At 65.1% G+C, this 18,823-nt stretch carries 17 protein-coding genes; 14 read left to right on the forward strand and 3 right to left on the reverse strand.

The annotated features are described in order from the left end of the window. Positions 1 to 83: 83 nt before the first annotated feature. From DVB37_RS05510 to DVB37_RS05555, 10 genes are all read left to right on the forward strand, one after another. Positions 84 to 1,211 carry an efflux RND transporter periplasmic adaptor subunit gene (locus DVB37_RS05510; protein WP_120154209.1) on the forward strand — a complete coding sequence of 376 codons (1,128 nt, stop codon included), beginning with the start codon at positions 84 to 86 and terminating at the stop codon, positions 1,209 to 1,211. Beyond that, on the forward strand, positions 1,208 to 4,309 hold the full coding sequence (locus DVB37_RS05515; protein ID WP_120154211.1) for a MexW/MexI family multidrug efflux RND transporter permease subunit: 3,102 nt from the start codon (positions 1,208 to 1,210) through the stop codon (positions 4,307 to 4,309). Before DVB37_RS05510 ends, DVB37_RS05515 begins: the two co-directional genes overlap by 4 nt. Positions 4,310 to 4,319: 10 nt before the next feature. Continuing rightward, positions 4,320 to 5,846 (forward strand): efflux transporter outer membrane subunit, encoded by a 1,527-nt coding sequence (locus DVB37_RS05520; RefSeq protein ID WP_240434043.1) that lies wholly within the window; start codon positions 4,320 to 4,322, stop codon positions 5,844 to 5,846. 233 nt (positions 5,847 to 6,079) lie between these two features. After that, positions 6,080 to 6,775 (forward strand): metalloregulator ArsR/SmtB family transcription factor, encoded by a 696-nt coding sequence (locus DVB37_RS05525; protein WP_120154213.1) that lies wholly within the window; start codon positions 6,080 to 6,082, stop codon positions 6,773 to 6,775. Continuing rightward, complete coding sequence (locus tag DVB37_RS05530; RefSeq protein ID WP_046802530.1) at positions 6,756 to 7,652, forward strand: LysR family transcriptional regulator; 897 nt, start codon at positions 6,756 to 6,758, stop codon at positions 7,650 to 7,652. The genes DVB37_RS05525 and DVB37_RS05530 overlap by 20 nt, the downstream gene beginning before the upstream one ends. A gap of 129 nt (positions 7,653 to 7,781) precedes the next feature. Continuing rightward, positions 7,782 to 9,284: an ABC transporter substrate-binding protein gene (locus tag DVB37_RS05535; RefSeq protein WP_104142956.1), complete on the forward strand. Its 1,503-nt coding sequence runs from the start codon at positions 7,782 to 7,784 to the stop codon at positions 9,282 to 9,284. Positions 9,285 to 9,368: 84 nt separating this feature from the next. Beyond that, complete coding sequence (locus DVB37_RS05540) at positions 9,369 to 11,168, forward strand: gamma-glutamyltransferase family protein (RefSeq protein ID WP_120154215.1); 1,800 nt, start codon at positions 9,369 to 9,371, stop codon at positions 11,166 to 11,168. Between the two features lie 98 nt (positions 11,169 to 11,266). Next, complete coding sequence (locus DVB37_RS05545) at positions 11,267 to 12,241, forward strand: diacylglycerol kinase family protein (RefSeq protein WP_162941164.1); 975 nt, start codon at positions 11,267 to 11,269, stop codon at positions 12,239 to 12,241. Then, positions 12,238 to 13,038, forward strand: a complete 801-nt coding sequence (locus DVB37_RS05550; RefSeq protein ID WP_046802533.1) for a metallophosphoesterase — start codon at positions 12,238 to 12,240, stop codon at positions 13,036 to 13,038. Before DVB37_RS05545 ends, DVB37_RS05550 begins: the two co-directional genes overlap by 4 nt. Before the next feature lie 7 nt (positions 13,039 to 13,045). Continuing rightward, positions 13,046 to 13,810 carry a phosphatase PAP2 family protein gene (locus tag DVB37_RS05555; RefSeq protein WP_120154217.1) on the forward strand — a complete coding sequence of 255 codons (765 nt, stop codon included), beginning with the start codon at positions 13,046 to 13,048 and terminating at the stop codon, positions 13,808 to 13,810. Here DVB37_RS05555 and DVB37_RS05560 read toward each other — a convergent pair. The 3 genes from DVB37_RS05560 to DVB37_RS05570 are packed head-to-tail and all read right to left on the reverse strand — an operon-like array spanning position 13,784 to position 15,353. After that, the gene (locus DVB37_RS05560; protein WP_240434044.1) at positions 13,784 to 14,293 is read right to left on the reverse strand and encodes an NAD(P)-binding domain-containing protein; all 510 of its coding nucleotides are present in this window, start codon (positions 14,291 to 14,293) and stop codon (positions 13,784 to 13,786) included. The two genes, DVB37_RS05555 and DVB37_RS05560, sit on opposite strands and share 27 nt — an antisense overlap. Next, on the reverse strand, positions 14,290 to 14,733 hold the full coding sequence (locus DVB37_RS05565; RefSeq protein WP_046802535.1) for a PaaI family thioesterase: 444 nt from the start codon (positions 14,731 to 14,733) through the stop codon (positions 14,290 to 14,292). Before DVB37_RS05565 ends, DVB37_RS05560 begins: the two co-directional genes overlap by 4 nt. Beyond that, complete coding sequence (locus DVB37_RS05570; protein ID WP_120154219.1) at positions 14,730 to 15,353, reverse strand: TetR/AcrR family transcriptional regulator; 624 nt, start codon at positions 15,351 to 15,353, stop codon at positions 14,730 to 14,732. The genes DVB37_RS05565 and DVB37_RS05570 overlap by 4 nt, the downstream gene beginning before the upstream one ends. Before the next feature lie 472 nt (positions 15,354 to 15,825). Between DVB37_RS05570 and DVB37_RS05575 the strand changes: the two genes are divergently transcribed. The 4 genes from DVB37_RS05575 to DVB37_RS05590 all read left to right on the forward strand — a co-directional run bounded on the left by DVB37_RS05575 (position 15,826) and on the right by DVB37_RS05590 (position 18,821). Next, entirely contained in the window at positions 15,826 to 16,941 is a 1,116-nt protein-coding gene (locus DVB37_RS05575) for a porin (protein ID WP_104142964.1), read from the forward strand. Positions 16,942 to 17,239: 298 nt separating this feature from the next. Next, positions 17,240 to 17,599: an NADH-quinone oxidoreductase subunit A gene (locus tag DVB37_RS05580; RefSeq protein WP_006217959.1), complete on the forward strand. Its 360-nt coding sequence runs from the start codon at positions 17,240 to 17,242 to the stop codon at positions 17,597 to 17,599. A 43-nt stretch (positions 17,600 to 17,642) separates the two neighbouring features. Continuing rightward, positions 17,643 to 18,119: an NADH-quinone oxidoreductase subunit B family protein gene (locus DVB37_RS05585; protein WP_006217960.1), complete on the forward strand. Its 477-nt coding sequence runs from the start codon at positions 17,643 to 17,645 to the stop codon at positions 18,117 to 18,119. A gap of 75 nt (positions 18,120 to 18,194) precedes the next feature. Further along, on the forward strand, positions 18,195 to 18,821 hold the full coding sequence (locus DVB37_RS05590) for an NADH-quinone oxidoreductase subunit C (RefSeq protein ID WP_120154221.1): 627 nt from the start codon (positions 18,195 to 18,197) through the stop codon (positions 18,819 to 18,821). The last annotated feature ends 2 nt before the right edge of the window (positions 18,822 to 18,823 follow it).

Consider the following 18,823-nt stretch of genomic DNA (forward strand, 5'->3'; position numbering starts at 1 on the left):
GGCGCATTGCAATGTCCACTTTGACGAAATGGGGCGAATCAAGGATTATCCAAGCGTATTCTTGGATTAATAAAGAGAAGATCATGAAGGCGAAATCTGGAGCCTGGGCCGTAGGGGCCCTTGTGCTGGCGGGGGCGTTGGCAGGTGGGTGGGCGTGGAAGGCGGGCCGCGCGCCGCAGCAGGGCGGGTGGGCGATGGCGCCGGCCAAGGTTGCGGTGGCGCCCGCCGTGCAGGCGGACTTTCCGATGGCGCTGACCGGCATCGGCTCGTTAGAGGCCACGCGCCAGGTGCAGGTGCCCGCCGAAGTGGATGGCCGGGTCACGCAGATTTTTTTCACGGCAGGCCAAACGGTGAAGGCCGGCCAACTGCTGGTGCAGATGAACGACGCGCCGGAACGCGGCGAGCTGGCGCGGCTGCAGGCGCAGGCCCGCAATGCGCGCGCGTTGTTGGAACGCACGCGCCGGCTACTGCCGCAACAGGCGGCCACGCGTGAACAGCTGGATCAGGCGCAGGCGGATTACGACCAGGCCGCCGCCGATATCCGCCGCGTACAGGCGCTGATCGAGCAAAAGCGCGTCAAGGCGCCGTTCGACGGCATGTTGGGCGTGCGCCGTGTGCATCTGGGCCAATTCGCCCGCGCCGGCGATCCGCTGGTGTCGCTGACCGACGCTTCCACGCTGTACGCAAATATCACCCTGCCAGAACAGGCGCTGGGCGCCGTGCGCGCCGGCCAGACGGTGGCGGTGACGGTGGATGCGTATGCCGACCGGCAATTTCCCGGCCAGGTCACCACCGTGGAACCGCAGGTGGACGCGGGATCGCGCACCGTGCGCGTGCAGGCGACCTTGGCCAACGCCGATGGCGCGCTGGCCGCCGGCATGTTCGCGCACGGCCGCATCCGCCTGCCCGACCGGCCCGATGTGATCACGGTGCCGGAAACGGCCATCAGCTATAGCGCTTACGGCGATTCCGTCTACGTGCTGACGCCGCCCAAGCCGGGCGCGTCCGCCGCGCCCGCCACGCCCGCCACGGTGCGGCAAGCCTACGTCAAGACGGCCGAGCGCCTGCATGGCCGGGTCGTTGTCACTGAAGGCCTGAACGCGGGCGATCAGGTGGTGACGTCGGGCCAGCTTCGCCTACACAACGGCGCGGCCGTTGACGTGACCGGCACAGACACCGTCGCGTTGGGCGCACCGGCGGAGGCATCATGACATTCACCGATCTTTTCGTGCGCCGGCCGGTGCTGGCGCTGGTGGTCAGCACGCTGATCCTGTTGCTGGGCATCAAGGCGTTAAGCGGCCTGCCGGTGCGGCAGTACCCGCTGACCGAAAGCACCACCATCACCATCACCACCCAATACCCGGGCGCCTCGCCCGACCTGATGCAAGGCTTCGTCACGCAGCCCATCGCGCAATCAGTCGCGACGGTGGAAGGCATCGACTACCTGTCGTCCTCGTCCACCCAGGGCCGCAGCGTGATCACGGTGCGGATGAAGTTGAACGCCGATTCCAACAAAGCCATGACCGAGGTGATGGCCAAGGTCAACGAGGTGAAGTACCGGCTGCCGCAGGACGTGTACGACCCCGTGCTGGTCAAGTCGGCGGGCGAGGCGACCGCCGTCGCCTATGTGGGGTTTGCCAGTTCGACGCTGTCGCTGGCGGCATTGACCGATTATTTGTCGCGCGTGGTGCAGCCGCAGCTGTCCTCGATTGACGGCGTGGCCAGTGTGGAACTGTATGGCGGCCAAAAGCTGGCCATGCGCGTCTGGCTGGACCCGGACCGCATGGCCGCGCGCGGTATCTCGGCGGGCGAACTGGCGCAGGCGCTGCGCGATAACAACGTGCAGGCAGCGCCGGGCCAGGCCAAGGGCCTGTACGTGGTGTCCAACATCCAGGTCAATACCGACCTGGTCAATGTGGCGCAATTTCGCGACCTGGTCGTCAAGCGCGACGGCGACGCCATCGTGCGGCTGGGCGACGTGGCCACCGTGGAATTGGGCGCGGCATCCACGGATTCCAGCGGCTTGATGGACGGCGAACCCGCCGTCTACTTCGGTCTGAACGCCACGCCTGTGGGTAACCCGCTGGTCATCGTCAAGCGCTTGCAGGAACTGTTGCCCAACATCAAGCAGAACCTGCCGCCGGGCACCAGCGTGCAAGTGCCGTTCGAGCTGGCCCGCTTTATCAGCGCGTCGATCGATGGCGTGATGCAGACGCTGCTGGAAGCCATCGCCATTGTCGTGGTGGTGATCTTTCTTTGCCTGGGTTCGTTGCGCGCGGTGCTGATCCCCGTGGTCACCATCCCGCTTTCCATGCTGGGCGGGGCGGCCATCATGGCGCTGTTCGGCTTCAGCGTGAACCTGCTGACCTTGCTGGCGATGGTGCTGGCCATTGGGCTGGTGGTGGACGACGCCATCGTGGTTGTGGAAAACGTGCATCGCCACATCGAAGAAGGAAAATCGCCCGTGCGCGCGGCGTTGATCGGCGCGCGGGAAGTTGCCGGGCCGGTGATCGCCATGACCATCACGCTGGCTGCCGTGTATGCGCCCATCGGGCTGATGGGCGGGCTGACGGGGTCGCTGTTCAAGGAGTTTGCCTTTACGCTGGCCGGCGCGGTGGTGGTGTCCGGCGTCATTGCGCTGACCTTGTCGCCCGTCATGAGTTCGTTCCTGCTGCACCGCGACGTGTCGGAAGGCAAGATGGCGCGCAACGCCGAGCGGATGTTCGGCCGGCTGGGCAAGGCCTATGGGCGCGTGCTGGACGTGTCGTTGCGGCATCGTTGGGTGACGGGGCTGATCGCCGTGGCGGTGCTCGTCAGCCTGCCATTCCTGTACAACGCCGCGCAGCGCGAGCTGGCGCCGGTCGAAGACCAATCCACCGTGCTGACCGCCATCAAGTCGCCGCAGCACGCCAATATCGACTACGTAGAAAAGTTCGGCAAGAAGTGGGACGACGTGATGAAGACCGTGCCCGAGCAAAAAGGGCGCTGGCTGATCAACGGGTCGGACGGCGTGTCCAACAGCATCGGCGGTGTGGACTTCGTGGACTGGCAAGACCGCAAGCGCAACGCCGATGCCATCCAGGCCGACATGCAATCGCTGGCCAATCAGGTAGAAGGCAGCAACATCTTTGCATTCCAGTTGCCGTCGTTGCCCGGGTCCACGGGCGGCCTGCCCGTGCAGATGGTGCTGATGAGCGCGGCCGATTACCGCGTCGTCTACGAGGCCATGGAAAGCTTGAAGCAGGCGGCGCGGGCCAGCGGGCTGTTCATGGTGGTGGACAGCGACCTGGGCTACAACAACCCGGTGGTGCAACTGACGGTGGACCGCGCCAAGGCCAACAGCCTGGGCGTCACCATGAAAGACATCGGCGATACGCTGGCGGTGCTGGTGGGCGAAAACTATGTCAACCGCTTCGGCATGGACGGGCGCTCGTATGACGTCATTCCGCAAAGCCGTCGCGATCTGCGTATGTCGCCACAGGCCTTGGCGCAGTTCCACGTCAAAAGCGCCAGCGGCGCGCAGGTGCCCCTGTCGAATCTGGTGTCGGTTTCCATGGGCGTGGAGCCCAATTCGCTGACGCAGTTCAACCAGTTGAACGCCGCCACGTTCCAGGCCATCCCGATGCCCGGCGTCACCATGGGCGACGCGGTGACATTCCTGTCGGAGCAGGCAAAAAACCTGCCCGCCGGCTTCAGCTATGACTGGCAATCGGATGCGCGCCAGTTCAGCCAGGAAGGGTCGGCACTGATGATTACGTTTCTGTTCGCCATCATCGTCATCTATCTGGTGCTGGCCGCGCAGTACGAAAGCCTGCGCGACCCATTCATCATCCTGGTCAGCGTGCCGATGTCGATCTGCGGCGCGCTGATTCCGCTGGCGCTGGGCATGGCCACCGTGAACATCTATACGCAGATCGGGCTGGTGACGCTGATCGGCCTGATCAGCAAGCACGGCATCCTGATGGTGGAATTCGCCAACGAAATGCAGGTCAGCCACGGGCTCGACCGGCGCGCGGCAATGGAGCAGGCCGCCCGCATCCGCTTGCGTCCCATCCTGATGACGACGGCGGCGATGGTGATGGGGCTGATCCCGTTGCTGTTCGCCACGGGGGCGGGCGCGCACAGCCGTTACAGCCTGGGCCTGGTCATCGTGGTGGGATTGCTGGTGGGCACGTTGTTCACGTTGTTCGTGCTGCCTACTGTCTACACCGTGCTCGCGCGTGACCACCGCGCCGCCAGCGACACGCCGCGCGCGCGGGAACTGGCCGTGGCGCAAGCCGAAGATGGCCGCGCTGCCATCTCGCATTAAGGAGCCAACCATGATTGAAGTTTCCGCATCCGCACCGCTGCGCCGCCCGGCCCTCGGTGCCGGCCCCGAACGCGCGATTCGCCCAGCCTTCGTCTTTGGACTCGATCGTCCGCGCCGCCCGAGCGCCGTGCTGCGATCAACGCTGCTGACGCTGACACTGGCACTGGCGCTGGCGTTGGCCGGCTGCGCCGTGGGCCCCGACTACCAACGCCCGCAAGACGCGCCGGTGGTGCTGGCCAGCCCCGAGCAGGCGCTGTTTTCGTCCGACGCGCTGCAACGCGACTGGTGGAAGCAACTGCAAGACCCCCAGCTGGACCAGTTGGTGGACTTGGCCTTGAACCGTAATCACGACATCCGGATCGCCCAGTCTCGCCTGGCGGAGTCGCGCGCCGTGCTGGACGAAAAAGAACTGGATCGCTTGCCCGCCGTGACGCTGGACGGGCGCTATGAACGCAGCCTGTCGCAGGCCAACGCGGGCACGGCCGGCCAGCGCAACCTGGCCCAAAGTTATCGGGCCGGTTTTGACGCCACCTGGGAACTGGACCTGTGGGGGCGGCTACGCCAAGCGGCCGAAGGCGCGGCGGCGCGCAGCCAGGCGCAGGCGGCGGATCTGGCCCAGACGCGCATCGTGGTGGCGGCCGAGGTTGCCCGCAATTACTTCGAACTGCGCGGCGCCGAGCAGCGCCTGGCCGTGGCGCGCGCCAACCTGGAAAGCCAGCGCGACAGCCTGCGTGTGACCCAGGCGCTGGTGCAGGCCGGGCGGGGCGACGAGGGCGATCTGGCCAGCGCGCGGGCCGAACTGGAAACCGTGCAGGCCAGCGTACCCGTGCAAGTCACGGCCAAGCGGCTGGCGCAGTATCGGCTGGCGGTATTGGCCGGGCTGCGCCCGGTTGAACTGGCTGAACTGGGTGCCGGCAAGCCGCTGACCCCGTTGGCAACGCGCTTGCCCATCGGGGACGTGGCGGCGCTGCTGTCGCGTCGGCCGGACGTTGCCGCTGCCGAGCGCAATATGGCCGCCGCCAATGCAGACATAGGAGTAGCCACGGCGGAGCTTTATCCCCGCATCGACCTGGGCGGGTTCCTGGGTTTTGTGGCGTTACGTGGTGCCGATTTCGGCGCGGCGTCCAGCCGGGCGTTCAGCGTGGCATCGGGCGTGAACTGGCCGGCCCTGCACCTGCCGACGGCGCTGGCCAGACAGCGCGCGGCCGTCGCCCGTGCCGACGGGGTGGTGGCGCGCTACCAGCAAACGGTGCTTCAAGCGGTGCAAGAACTGGAGTCGGCGCTGACCGAGTTTGGCCAGACCCAACAGCGCTTGGGCAATCTGGCGCAGGCGGCGGCGCACAGCCGGCGCGCGGCGGAACTGGCGCAGCTGCGCTATCGCGAGGGGAGTGCGCCGTATTTGACGGTGCTGGACGCGCAGCGTACGCTTTTGCGCGCCCAGGACGCCGTGGCGGTTGCCGAAACGGATTCCTATACCCGGCTGGTGGCGCTGTACAAGGCGCTGGGAGGCGGCTGGGAGGCGGAGGCGGCGATGTGAGGCGCTGACGTGAGGCGATGACCTGAGGCGATGACCTGAGGCGCTGACCTGAGGCGCTGACCTGAGGCGCTGACCTGAGGCGCTGAATTTGGCGCCGGAGGTGGGAGCCGGAGGTTGGCTCCCGAGGTTGCCTCCCGACGTTGGCGCTGAAGGCCGGCGCTGACGCAACCCGCTGATGGGCCGCCAAGTTCATGGCACCATAGGAACCTTACGCCCGGAGTATCGTTATCGTCATGTCCGACAGCCTGTCCCACCCCGTCACGTGGATGCCGCATCAGCCGGCGGACCGCGTGTTGATGACCTTGAAGACGCGCGGCCCGCAGTCGGTTGCCGTCATCGCCAAGGCCATGGACGTGACCGCCGAAGCAGTGCGTCAGCAAATGACGAGGCTGCATGCAGACGGGCTGGTCGACTCCGAAAGCCACAGCGCCGGGCGCGGTCGGCCTACCCAGATCTGGTTCCTGACCGATGCCGGCCATGGCCGCTTTCCCGACACGCACGCCGAAATGACGGTGCAGATGATCGGGGCCGTGCGCCAGGTGTTCGGCGAGGACGGCGTGGACAAGCTGATCCAGGCGCGCGAGGCCTCCATGTTGGAAGGCTACCAATGCGCGATGGCGGGCGCGCACGACCTGCCATCCCGCCTGGACCGCCTGGTGCAGGTGCGCTCGTCCGAAGGCTATATGGCCGAATTGCGCAAGGACGGCGCCGACTTCCTGTTTATCGAAAACCACTGTCCGATCTGTTCAGCCGCCAAGGCCTGTATGGGCTTTTGCCGCAGCGAACTGGATCTGTTTCGGAAAGTGCTGGGCACGGACGTGCAGGTGGATCGCGAAGAACATATCCTGAGCGGCGCGCGCCGCTGCGCCTACCGCGTGCGCCAGCAAGGGCCCGCCCTACAATCCGCGCATGACTCTCAAGCAACTTGAAGCGTTCTACTGGGCCGCTACCTGCGCCAGCTTTGCCGTGGCCGCTGAACGGCTGCACCTGTCGGTGTCGTCGCTATCCAAACGCATCACCGAACTTGAGGACGCGCTGGGCCGGCCGTTGTTTGACCGCAGCGGCCATAAGGCCGCGCTGACCGACGCCGGCCAGCGCCTTGTGCCGCAGGCGCGGGAATTGCTGGCCGCCGCCGACCAGGTGCGGGCGTCCATGGCGGAAACACCCGGGCTGCGCGGCCGCTGCCGCTTCGGCGTGGGCGAATTGACCGCCCTGACCTGGCTGCCACGCCTGATCGGCGTGGTGCGGGCCGCCTATCCCGACCTGGTGCTGGAGCCGTATGTGGACATCGGGCAGGTGCTGGAGCAGCGCGTGGCCGATGGCGAGCTGGATTTTGCCGTCATCGCCGGCCGGTCTTCGCGAGCGAATATCGCCTCGACTCCGATCGGCCAGGCCCGCTTTGCCTGGGCGGCGGCGCCCGCCGCCTTGGGCTCGGACACCCGCATGACGCCCGCGCTGCTGGCCCGCCTGCCGCTGGTGACGTTGCCGGCCGGCGCGGGCACGACCCGCATCATCGATGACTGGCTGGCCGGGCGCGATGCCGCGGGCGAACGGCTCTGCTGCAACAACTGGGGGGCCATTGTCGGCCTGCTGATCGAAGGCACCGGGGTAGGGCTGATACCCGAACACTGGGCCCAGGCCCTGCAAGCGGAAGGCAGCTTGCGCGTGCTGCAAGGCGACCCCGAGCCGGCCGCCTTGCCGTATTCGTTCCAGTACCGGCGCGACGACGCGCGCCCGCTGGTTGCCCGGCTGCGCGAGTCCGTGACGGCGGCGGTGGACTTTTCCGCACCCTGCCGCCTGCCTTGATTTCCCCGCCACCCGGCGTCCGCGAGGCGGCCGGTCATGGGCCGTGTTTACCAGCCAGACAGCCGCCGCTCTATACAATCGCCGCGCGCCTGGCGCAGAATTCCACAGATGCAACGACGGAGAACACTCATGCGTAAACTTTGCCTCGCCATGGCCATGGCGGGAATGCTGGCCAGCGGTCTGGCGCAAGCCCAGTCCACCCTGCGTATCGGTCTGCAAGACGACCCGGACGTGCTGGACCCGGTGCGTGCGCGCACCTTCGTGGGCCGCATCGTCTTTGCCTCGCTGTGCGACAAGCTGGTCGACATCACCCCCGACCTGAAGATCGTGCCCCAGTTGGCGCAGTCCTGGACGATCGGCCCGGACAACAAAACGCTGACGTTCAAGCTGCGCACCGATGCCGTGTTCCATGACGGCACGCCGGTCAATGCCGCGGCCGTCAAGGCCAACCTGGACCGTGCCCGCACGCTGCCGGACAGCAACCGCAAGAGCGAACTGGCCACCGTCGCCAGCGTGGACGCGCCCGATGCCAACACCGTGGTGCTGACCCTGTCCGAGCCCGACGCCTCGCTGCTGTCCCAGCTGTCGGACCGCGCGGGCATGATGATGTCGCCGGCCAGTTTCGACAAGGATCCTGGCGGCAAGCCAGTGTGTTCCGGCCCGTATCAATTCAAGGAGCGCGTGCAGAACGACCGCATCGTGCTGGAGAAATTTCCCAAGTACTGGGACGCCGCCAACTTCCATTTCGACCGTCTGGTCTACACGCCGATCCCCGACAACACCGTGCGCCTGAACAATCTGCGCGCCGGTGACCTGGACATCATCGAACGCGTGGCGCCCAGCGACGCCAAGGCGGTCAAGGACGACGGCAACCTGCGCCTTGCTCCGGTGACGGGCCTGGGCTTCCAGTCGATCTCGGTCAACCTGGGCAACGGCGCGCGCGCCAACAACCCGCTGGCCAAGGACAAGCGCGTGCGTCAGGCGCTGGACCTGGCCATTGACCGCGACGTGCTGAACCAGGTGATCGGTGAAGGCATGTTCCAACCGGCCTACCAGCCGTTCCCGCCCGCCAGCTTTGCCTACAACACCGCTTTCGAACACAAGGGCCGCGACCCGAAGAAGGCGCAGGCGTTGTTGAAGGAAGCCGGCTATGACCGCGTGAAGTTCGAAATCACCTTCGGCAACAATACGACCATGCAGCAAGTGTTCGAACTGGTGCAGGCCATGGGTGCCGAAGCCGGCTTCGACATCACGTTGCGTCCGGTGGAATTTGCGTCGTTGCAATCGTCGCTGGCGCGCGGCGACTTTGAAGTGGGTCAAAGCGGTTGGTCGGGCCGGGTCGATCCCAGCGGCAATATCCATCAATACGTCAGCTGCAAGGGCAACCTGAACGACGGCAAGTTCTGCGACGCAGGCGTGGACAAGCTGCTGAACGATGCGCGCGGCGAGGCCGACACGGCCAAGCGCCGCGCGCTGTACGACCAGGTGCTGACCAGCATGCAGGACCAGCGCCCCATCGTTTACCTGTTCTATCTGCCGTGGACCTTCGGCGTGCAAAAGAAGGTTGAAGGCTTTGTGCCTTACCCCGATGGCCTGATCCGCCTGAAGGGCGTGACCGTCGCCAAGAAGTAAGCCGGGCGGCCAACGACGGGATCCGGAATCGGATCCCGTTTTTCTTACTTGCGGGCGGCGTGCGCCGCCGCTACAGGAAGCATCATGTTTACGACTCGCCCGGAAATCCTTGGCACCTTTGGTGTCGTGACCTCTACCCATTGGCTGGCCAGCGCGGCCGGCATGTCGCTGCTGGAACGCGGCGGCAACGCGTTCGACGCCTGCGCGGCGTCGGCCTTCGTGCTGCAAGTGGTTGAGCCGCATCTGGTCGGCCCCGCCGGCGAAGTGCCGGCCATCTTCTATTCGGCGCGCACGGGCAAGCTGGAAGTGCTGTGCGGGCAGGGCACGACGCCGGCGGCGGCCACGCTTGAGCGATACCGCGCCGAAGGGCTGAAGCTGATTCCGGGCAACGGCCTGTTGGCCACCGTGATCCCCGGCGCATTCGACGCCTGGATGCTGCTGCTGCGCGACCACGGCACGATGCGCGTGCGCGATGTGCTGGAACCGGCCATCTATTACGCCGAGCACGGCCATGCGCTGATGCCGCGCATCTCCAACACCATCGCGGGCCTGAAGGATTTCTTTGAAACCCATTGGCCCACTACCGCGGCGGTCTACGTGCCCGGCGGCAAGGTGCCCGAAGCGCGCAAGCTGTTTCGCAATCCGGCCTTGGCGCGCACGTGGACGCGCGTGCTGAAAGAGGCGGAGAGCGTGGGCGCTGACCGCGAACGCCAGATCGAGGCGGCGCGGGACGCCTTCTACCGGGGTTTCATCGCCGAGGAAATCGACCGATTCGCGCGCAATACCGACGTCATGGACGAAAGCGGCACGACGCACCGAGGCGTCATCACGGCCGACGATCTGGCCGGCTGGTCGGCCAGCTACGACACGCCGCTGACCTACGACTACCACGGCTACACGGTCGCCAAGGCCGGCGCCTGGAGCCAGGGCCCGGTATTCCTGCAAACGCTGGCGTTGTTGAAGAACATGGACCTGGCGGGCGTGGGGCCGAACAGCGTTGAATTCATCCACCGCGTTACCGAGGCGATGAAGCTGGCTTTCGCCGACCGCGAAGCCTATTACGGCGACCCGGCTTTCATCGACGTGCCGCTGGCGCACCTGCTGTCGGACGCCTACAACGACGAGCGCCGCGCATTGATCGGCGAGACGGCCTCGCACGATCTCTTGCCCGGCCAGGTGCCTGGCTTCGAGGTGCAGGTGGCGCGCGTGATGGACACGCTGGAACGCCTGTCCCCGGTGTCCGCGCCTGGCAGCGCCACCAACGAGCCCACGCTGGCCGATATGCGCGCATCGGCCAAGCGCGGCGACACGACGCATGTGGACGTGATCGATCGCTGGGGCAACATGATTTCGGCCACGCCGTCGGGTGGCTGGTTCCAGTCGTCGCCGGTGATACCCGAACTGGGCTTTGGCCTGAACACGCGCGCGCAGATGTTCTGGCTGGAAGAGGGCTTGCCGGGCACGCTGGCGCCGGGCAAGCGTCCGCGCACGACGCTGACGCCGTCTTTGGCGCTGCGCGATGGCAAGCCGTACCTGGCCTTCGGCACGCCGGGCGGGGATCAGCAGGAACAATGGCAGTTGCTGTTCTTCCTGCGTCACGTGCATCACGGGCTGAATTTGCAGGAAGCCATCGACCTGCCGATGTCGCACACCATGCACTTCCCGACATCGTTTTATCCGCGTGATCGCAAGCCGGGCCATCTGGCGCTGGAGGCAAGCTTTGGCGCCGACGTGATCGACGGCCTGCGTCAACGCGGTCATCAAATCGAGGAATTGCCGGAGTGGTCGGTTGGCCGCTTGACGGCGGCCTCGCGCGATGAAGACGGGCTGCTACATGCAGCCGCAACGCCGCGCCTGATGCAGGCGTACGCCATCGGCCGTTGATCCTGGGGGAACGGGCCCGGCCGCGCGAGACCCGTTGATTCGGACCGGGCGTGCATGCCGCCTTGCGGCGTTTTACCGGCATGGGCTATCTTTCTCCCATGACTTCATCCGACCAGCGCCCAGGCACCGAAGCGCAATCCCTGACGGGACAAGAGCCGCTATTCATCGTCCTCAATACAGGATCGGGGCGCGGCGACGCGCAGGTCCTGCAAGACACTATCCGCGGCATTCTTGATGAAGCGGGCAGGCGTTACACGCTGATGCCGGTGGACGACCCCACCCGCCTTACCGAAACGGCGCAGTCGGCCGTCAAGCGCGCGCAAGACGAGCAAGGCGTCGTCATCGCGGCGGGCGGCGACGGTACGCTGAACGCGGTGGCCGCCACCGTGCTGGGCAAGGGCGTGCCGTTCGGCATCCTGCCGCAAGGCACGTTCAATTACTTCGGACGTGCCTACGGTATCTCGCAAGACACCGACGTTGCGCTGCGCGGCTTTCTGCAAGGCCATATCGAGCCGGTACGCGTCGGCCAGCTGAACGGCCGGCCGTTCCTTGTCAACGCCAGCCTGGGGCTGTATCCCACGCTGCTGGAAGACCGCGAGGCCTACAAGCAGCGGTTTGGCCGCAGCCGGCTGGTGGCGTTGTGGTCGGGCGTGGTGACCCTGCTGCGAGCGCCGCGTCAATTGCGGCTGCAACTGGAAGAAAAGGGCCAGGTAAGCGATCTGCGCACACCGACGCTGGTGGTGGGCAACAACAAGTTGCAGCTGGAACACGTCGGCATCGAATCCCAGGATCTGGATCGTGACCGGCTGGTGGCCATGACGGTTAAACCGGTCGGCACGCTGGCGCTTTACGGCCTGCTGGTGCGTGGCCTTTTCAGCCGCCTGGGCGAGGCCGAGCACGTCATCAGCTTCGGCTTTCATCGCATGACGGTGCGCATCCGGGGGCGCCATCGGGTCAAGGTCGCGATGGACGGCGAGATTTCCTGGATGAACACGCCGCTGGAATTCAAGGTGGCCGACGACAGGCTGCCGCTGGTGGTGCCCGCGGACTCGCAATACCTGGATCGCTCATGACGCGGATATTGCAACTGTCCGACACGCATTTCGGCACCGAGCGCAAACCTGTGGTCGAGGCCGCGCTGGACCTGGCGCGATCTCTGAACCCGGATCTGGTCGTGCTAAGCGGCGATATCACGCAGCGCGCGCGGCGCGGGCAATTCGCAGCGGCGCGCAAGTTCATCGAACGCCTGTCGCTGCCCGTGCTGGCCGTGCCGGGCAACCACGACATACCGCTCATCAACGTGTTTGCACGCGCGCTGAATCCTTACGGCAACTACAAGCGGGCGCTGGGCGCGGTGCTGGAGCCAGTGTTCGAAAACGCCGGCCTGTTGGCCATCGGCGTGAACACCACGCGGCCGCGCCGCCACAAGGACGGCGAAATTTCCGACGCGCAGATCGCGCGCGTGGCGCAGCGGCTGCGGCAGGCGCGCCCCGGGCAATTGCGGGTGGTCGTCGCGCATCATCCGGTGCGCGCCAAGGTGGAATCCGACCTGTCCAACCTGCTTAACGGGCGCGAACGCGCGCTGGCGGCCTGGGCGCAGTCGGGTATCGATCTGGTATTGGGCGGGCATATTCACTTGCCGTATGTGCTGCCGCTGTCGGCGGCGGGCAAGCCGGCGGGCTGGATCGTGCAGGCGGGCACGGCATGCTCAAGCCGGGTGCGTGGCAGCGTGCCCAATTCCGTCAACGTGATCACGCGAGAAGGCGAGGGCGACCAGCAGATGTGCCATGTCGAACGCTGGGACTATGCCGAGGCCACCCACGTGTTCGCACCGGTCGACAAGACGCTGGTCAGCACGGTCGAGCGGTGACCGCGCCATGACAGATTCGTACGCGCAATGGGCTGCGGCCCATGCCCTGGAATTGTTTATTGCGTTGCCGTTATTGACGGGCGCCTTGGCGCTGTTCACGGTCCGTATCGTGGCGGGCCGGCCGACCAACACCCGGCGCGGCGCCATCGCGGCAGGCGTGATGTTGGCGTTGGCCATCTTTGGAGTGCTGGCGTGGGCAGTGCATAGCCAGGGCGATGTGGTGGCCTTCGATGGCGCATTGGCAGACGCGTTGAGCATGTCGATGAACGCGTCGCTGCTGTGGCTGCTGTCGTGGTTCACGTACCTGGGCGACCGCAATTTCCTGACCGTGCTCAGCGTGTTGATGACGCTTTACCTGCTGTGGACAGGGTGGTGGCGCCTGGCCGTGTTCTGCGCGCTTGCCACGGGCTTGGGCGGCGCGCTGAATTGGGTGCTCAAGCACAGCTTTGAACGCGTGCGGCCGGTGCACGATCACGGCTTCGCGGCAGCGGCGGGCTGGAGCTTTCCCAGCGGCCATGCGTCGGCGGCGATGGCGGTCTACGGCACCGCCTGCTACCTGGTGTGGCGCTTGGCGCCGGCCCAGTGGCGCTGGCCGTGCGTGGCGGCGGCGGGTGCGCTGATCATGGCCATCGGCCTTAGCCGCATCTTGCTGCAAGTGCATTTCGCCAGCGACGTGGTGGCAGGCTTTGCCGTCACGCTGGCGTGGCTGGCGCTGTGCGTAGCCCTGGCCGAACGCTATTGCCGATCAGGCGGGGCACAACAAGAGGCGTAGCAGCCGGCGCTGCGCGTTGCCTGCCGGATTGCCGGCAATGCCGCCCGCAATACCACCCGCAATACCACCAGCAATACCGCCCGCCATGCTGCCGGCATCGTCGATGACCAACCCCGGGATGCTGGTATAGCGGCCGCCGGCCAGGGCGACCGCGCGATCCAACCGGTGCGCGCGTTCCGGCGGGGGCGGCGCCAGGTCCACGATCAGCTTGCCCCGGATCGGCGCGGTCACCGCGCCATCACTGAAGCGTTCCAGCGTGCGGTCAATCTCCCGTTCGCGCGGTAGCGCCAGCACGACCGTGTCCGATTCCGCCAAGGCTTCGCGCGCGGAAGTGGCCAACGTCGCCGAGCCGCGAAAAGGTTCGCAGCGTTCCGGGTCCAGGTCGTACACGGTCAGCGCGATGTCGGGCTCGGCCTCCAGCAAGCGCCGGGCGGCCAGGGTGCCGGTGTCGCCCATGCCCACGATGCTGATACGCAGGTTCATGGCTTGGGCACGGACCACGTGCTCACGATATGGGCCACGGGTTCGGCCGAGCCTTCGCCGGTCAGGACGACTTCGCCGGCGGACAATCTGCCCACCTTCAGCAGCCGTGCATCGGCATGAATGGCGCCGGCGGGGCTTTTGCGCAGGAAATTGATGGTCAGGCTTGCCGTGACCGCGTGCGTCTGGCCCGTGGCGCCGACCACGGCGGCGTACATGGCCAGATCGGCCAGCCCCATCAGCATAGGCCCGGCCACGATGCCGCCCAGCCGCTGGTGCGCCTCGCGGGCCGGCAGCACGGCGCGGGCGGTGCCCCGCCCGATGCGCACGACGTCTATGCCCAACAGCAGCGAAAAGGGATGCTGGTCGGCCAGCAGGATGTGAAAGTCGGCCAGGCTGATCAGCGGCGCGTCGGCGTCCGTGGCGGGTAGGGCGGCGGTCATCGTTGCTCCAGGGCAAGGCAATAGTGGTCCAGCAGGGCGTCGGCCTGCTGGCCCAGGGATTTCAGGCGATGCGTGTGCTGCAACAGCAGCAGTCCCATCAGGTAGGTGAACACGTTCATCTGTTCGACCGCCACGGTGGCGGGGTCCCAGGACTTGGTACGCGCCAGCGCGGCGCCGATATGGTCCACGCATTGGCGCAGCCGGGCGTTGAGCTTTTCGTCCATGTCCCTGCCCAGGCCGCGCGGCCCCAGCCCCTGGAACAGGTACAGGCCCAGCGAAAAATCCGTCGGCCGCTGGGCGTAGTACTCGAAAAAGGCGTGAATGGTCTTGCGCGCCGCCCCGGAAGCGGGCCAGGCCGCCGCGTCAGCCAGATGTTCGTGCAGGCCCAGCAGCGACTCGTCCAGCAGTTCGCCATAAAGCGCTTCCTTGCCGGCAAACCAGGGGTAAATCGCGCCGGTGGTGCAGCCGGCTTCCTTCGCGATTGCCCGGATCGTGGTCTTTTCCAGGCCGTCGCGCGCGAAGACGCGCTGCGCGGCATCCAGGACCATCTGTCGCCGCAGCGCGTTCAGGCGCTCGTTGCGCTCATTGCGTTCGGGATGGTCGGAAGGGGAAACGGGCATGGGCAGAAGAAAAAAGCGGGAAAGGGTGGGGGAGAGGGTGGGGGAATGATATCGACGATTTTTAGTAATAACAATGTTATTGGAATTGAACGTGCCGGCGGTCGATACGACGCCCGTTCATTGGGGGAAAACCGATATCCGTGTACAAAGCGGATGCAGCGTGAGCCGAAAGGCGCCTGAAAGACAGCCGGGAAAACGCCCCGAATAATTAGGGGCAGGGCTGAAAGTCGCATGGATACGTGCTTACCCGTTTGGGCTCGGGTTAGCCCTAACACCACTGGAGCGACATCCTCGCGATGTTGCAAGATCCCAACAGGGGTGTCGCAAACCTGCACTTTTCTGATGCCGACCATAGCCAGTCCCCTCGATTTTTGATGCAATAGCGTCAACTTCCCTTCGCGGAGTTAGGGGGGCGGCAGGCTGGTTTGCTGGATTGCTGCTCTTGTCACTCAAATCAACGGAGATTTCTTAAATGAAAAAGACTCTGCTCGCTGCCGCCCTGCTCGCCGGTTTTGCCGGTGTCGCCCAGGCAGAAACGTCTGTCACCCTGTACGGCATCATCGACACGGGCCTCGGCTACAACAAGATCAGCGGCGCCCCGAACGATGCGGCGAACGGCAGCCGTTTCGGCATGATCAACGGCGTCCAGAACGGTTCGCGCTGGGGTCTGCGTGGTTCGGAAGACCTGGGTGACGGCCTGCGCGCTGTTTTCCAACTGGAATCGGGTTTCAACTCCGGTAACGGCAACTCCGCTCAAGGCGGCCGCCTGTTCGGTCGTCAAGCCACCGTCGGTCTGGCCAGCGACAGCTGGGGTCAACTGGACTTCGGTCGCCAAACCAACATCGCGTCGAAGTACTTCGGCTCGATCGACCCGTTCGGCGCTGGCTTCGGTCAAGCTAACATCGGCGTGGCTCTGAGCGCCGCCAACACGAACCGCTACGACAACATGGTCATGTATCAGACCCCGTCGTTCAGCGGCTTCCAGTTCGGCGTCGGCTACTCGTTCAACGTGAACGACACCAACGCTTCGCAAACCGGCTTCAAGACCGCCGACAACACCCGCGCCATCACGACCGGTCTGCGCTACGTCAACGGCCCCCTGAACGTCGCCCTGACGTACGACCAACTGAACGCCTCGAACAAGCTGTCGTCGGCTTCGGTTGACGCCACCCCGCGTCAGTACGCCATCGGCGGTTCGTACGACTTCGAAGTTGTGAAGCTGGCTTTGGCCTACGCTCGCACGACCGACGGCTGGTTCGCTGGTCAAGGCGTCGACACCAACATCGGCAGCGTGAACTTCGGTGCTAACGCTTTCGCTGACGGCTTCAAGGCCAACTCGTACATGGTCGGCCTGTCCGCCCCGATCGGCGGCGCAAGCAGCCTGTTCGGTTCGTGGCAAATGGTTGATCCCAGCAACACCAAGTTGACCGGCGGCGATGAGTCGACCCAAGTCTACTCGCTGGGCTACACCTACGACCTGTCCAAGCGCACCAACCTGTACGCCTACGGTTCGTACGCCAAGAACTACGCCTTCATCGACGATCTGAAGTCGACCGCCGTCGGCGTGGGCGTCCGTCACCGCTTCTAATCCAATGCAGGGCGCAAGCCCTGTCTGGATATAAAGCGCAAGCGAACGAACGGGCTGCGGCTCGTTCGTATAAAGCCACCCTTCGGGGTGGCTTTTTTTTCGTGCTTTGTTCTGATTTTTTATGACGCTCGGGAGCTTGTCAGCTGAGTCCTGTATGCTTGCGCTTCTGGTCCGAAAACTGCGATTGTTCCATTTGAGGAATGCAGTCTTTCACCCCTTGTTCAAGCTACAGAGTTCAGCCGGAAGTAACCACGCGAATGCTACAATCCTAAGGTTTGCGCATTTGACGGACGCCTGAATGAACCTGCAACAGTATTTTCCCGTCCTGCTGTTTATCGTAGTGGCCACCCTTATCGGGTTCGCGCTTCTAACGGCCGGCTCCCTCCTTGGCCCGCGGCGTCCCTACGCTGAGAAGCTGTCGCCCTATGAGTGCGGCTTCGAAGCGTTCGAAGACGCCCGCATGAAGTTTGACGTGCGCTACTACCTGGTGGCGATTTTGTTCATTCTTTTCGACCTGGAAATCGCGTTCCTGTTCCCGTGGGCCATCGCCCAAGGCACAGTCGGACTCGTCGGTTTCTGGACGGTCATGGTTTTCCTAGCCGTGTTGACCGTCGGCTTCATCTACGAATGGAAAAAGGGCGCGCTGGACTGGGAATAAACCCCCACGGGTTTTTCTTCACCGCACGCTATCAGAGACGAATATGGCTATAGACGGCATTCTCAAGCAAGGGTTCATCACAACCAGCGCCGACAAGTTCCTTAATTGGGCGAAGACCGGCTCCATGTGGCCCATGACCTTCGGTCTGGCCTGTTGCGCGGTTGAGATGATGCACGCGGGCGCAGCCCGCTATGACCTGGACCAGTTCGGCATCATCTTCCGTCCCAGTCCGCGTCAGTCCGATCTGATGATCGTTGCTGGCACGCTGTGCAACAAGATGGCGCCGGCGCTGCGCAAGGTTTACGACCAGATGCCCGAGCCGCGTTGGGTCGTGTCCATGGGCTCCTGTGCCAATGGCGGCGGCTACTACCACTACTCGTATTCGGTGGTTCGTGGCTGCGACCGCATCGTACCGGTAGACGTCTACGTGCCGGGCTGCCCGCCCACGGCCGAGGCGCTGGTCTACGGCTTGCTGCAAATGCAGAACAAGATCCGCCTGACCAACACGATTGCGCGCTGATCTCTCGCCCCGTCCGCGGCAGCCCTTGCCGCCGGCCCTGCGATACCAGCGTATCGGTTCACCTAAGCGTACAAGATGATGACCAGGCTCGAAACCCTGAAAAACAATTTGCAGACCACCCTCGGCGCCGATATTGCGCTGACCGAGGCGTTGGGCGAGCTCACGCTCGAAGTGCCCGCGCAGCAATGGTTCTCGGTCTGCAACAAGCTGCGCACCGAAGCCGGCCTGCGCTTTGAAACCTGTATCGACCTCTGTGGCGTCGACTACCTGACCTGGGGCAACGGCACGCGCCAGCTGCCCGAGGAACCCAGCGCCAAGGTGCACCGCGCGCGTTTCGCCGTGGTGATCCACCTGCTGTCGATCGAACACAATTGGCGCCTGCGTGTACGTACCTGGGCCGCCGATGACGAATTCCCGATCGTGGAGTCGCTGATGGAATGCTGGCCGGCCGTGGGCTGGTTCGAGCGCGAAGCGTTCGACCTGTACGGCATCGTCTTCGAAGGTCACCCCGACCTGCGCCGCATCCTGACCGACTACGGCTTCATCGGCCATCCGTTCCGCAAGGACTTCCCGCTGTCCGGTACCGTCGAAATGCGTTACGACCCCGAACAACGGCGCGTCATTTACCAGCCGGTCACGATCGATCCGCGCGAGATCACTCCGCGCGTGGTCCGCGAAGACTCCTACGGCTTGGGGCGTTAAAT

Source organism: Achromobacter sp. B7 (genome assembly GCF_003600685.1).
Taxonomy (GTDB): Bacteria; Pseudomonadota; Gammaproteobacteria; order Burkholderiales; family Burkholderiaceae_B; genus Achromobacter; species Achromobacter spanius_B.

Coding starts and splice junctions, on each gene's coding strand:
- DVB37_RS05510 (WP_120154209.1), top strand. CDS start 84: ATGAAGGCGAAATCTGGAGCCTGGGCCGTAGGGGCCCTTGTGCTGGCG.
- DVB37_RS05515 (WP_120154211.1), top strand. CDS start 1,208: ATGACATTCACCGATCTTTTCGTGCGCCGGCCGGTGCTGGCGCTGGTG.
- DVB37_RS05520 (WP_240434043.1), top strand. CDS start 4,320: ATGATTGAAGTTTCCGCATCCGCACCGCTGCGCCGCCCGGCCCTCGGT.
- DVB37_RS05525 (WP_120154213.1), top strand. CDS start 6,080: ATGTCCGACAGCCTGTCCCACCCCGTCACGTGGATGCCGCATCAGCCG.
- DVB37_RS05530 (WP_046802530.1), top strand. CDS start 6,756: ATGACTCTCAAGCAACTTGAAGCGTTCTACTGGGCCGCTACCTGCGCC.
- DVB37_RS05535 (WP_104142956.1), top strand. CDS start 7,782: ATGCGTAAACTTTGCCTCGCCATGGCCATGGCGGGAATGCTGGCCAGC.
- DVB37_RS05540 (WP_120154215.1), top strand. CDS start 9,369: ATGTTTACGACTCGCCCGGAAATCCTTGGCACCTTTGGTGTCGTGACC.
- DVB37_RS05545 (WP_162941164.1), top strand. CDS start 11,267: ATGACTTCATCCGACCAGCGCCCAGGCACCGAAGCGCAATCCCTGACG.
- DVB37_RS05550 (WP_046802533.1), top strand. CDS start 12,238: ATGACGCGGATATTGCAACTGTCCGACACGCATTTCGGCACCGAGCGC.
- DVB37_RS05555 (WP_120154217.1), top strand. CDS start 13,046: ATGACAGATTCGTACGCGCAATGGGCTGCGGCCCATGCCCTGGAATTG.
- DVB37_RS05560 (WP_240434044.1), bottom strand. CDS start 14,293: ATGAACCTGCGTATCAGCATCGTGGGCATGGGCGACACCGGCACCCTG.
- DVB37_RS05565 (WP_046802535.1), bottom strand. CDS start 14,733: ATGACCGCCGCCCTACCCGCCACGGACGCCGACGCGCCGCTGATCAGC.
- DVB37_RS05570 (WP_120154219.1), bottom strand. CDS start 15,353: ATGCCCGTTTCCCCTTCCGACCATCCCGAACGCAATGAGCGCAACGAG.
- DVB37_RS05575 (WP_104142964.1), top strand. CDS start 15,826: ATGAAAAAGACTCTGCTCGCTGCCGCCCTGCTCGCCGGTTTTGCCGGT.
- DVB37_RS05580 (WP_006217959.1), top strand. CDS start 17,240: ATGAACCTGCAACAGTATTTTCCCGTCCTGCTGTTTATCGTAGTGGCC.
- DVB37_RS05585 (WP_006217960.1), top strand. CDS start 17,643: ATGGCTATAGACGGCATTCTCAAGCAAGGGTTCATCACAACCAGCGCC.
- DVB37_RS05590 (WP_120154221.1), top strand. CDS start 18,195: ATGATGACCAGGCTCGAAACCCTGAAAAACAATTTGCAGACCACCCTC.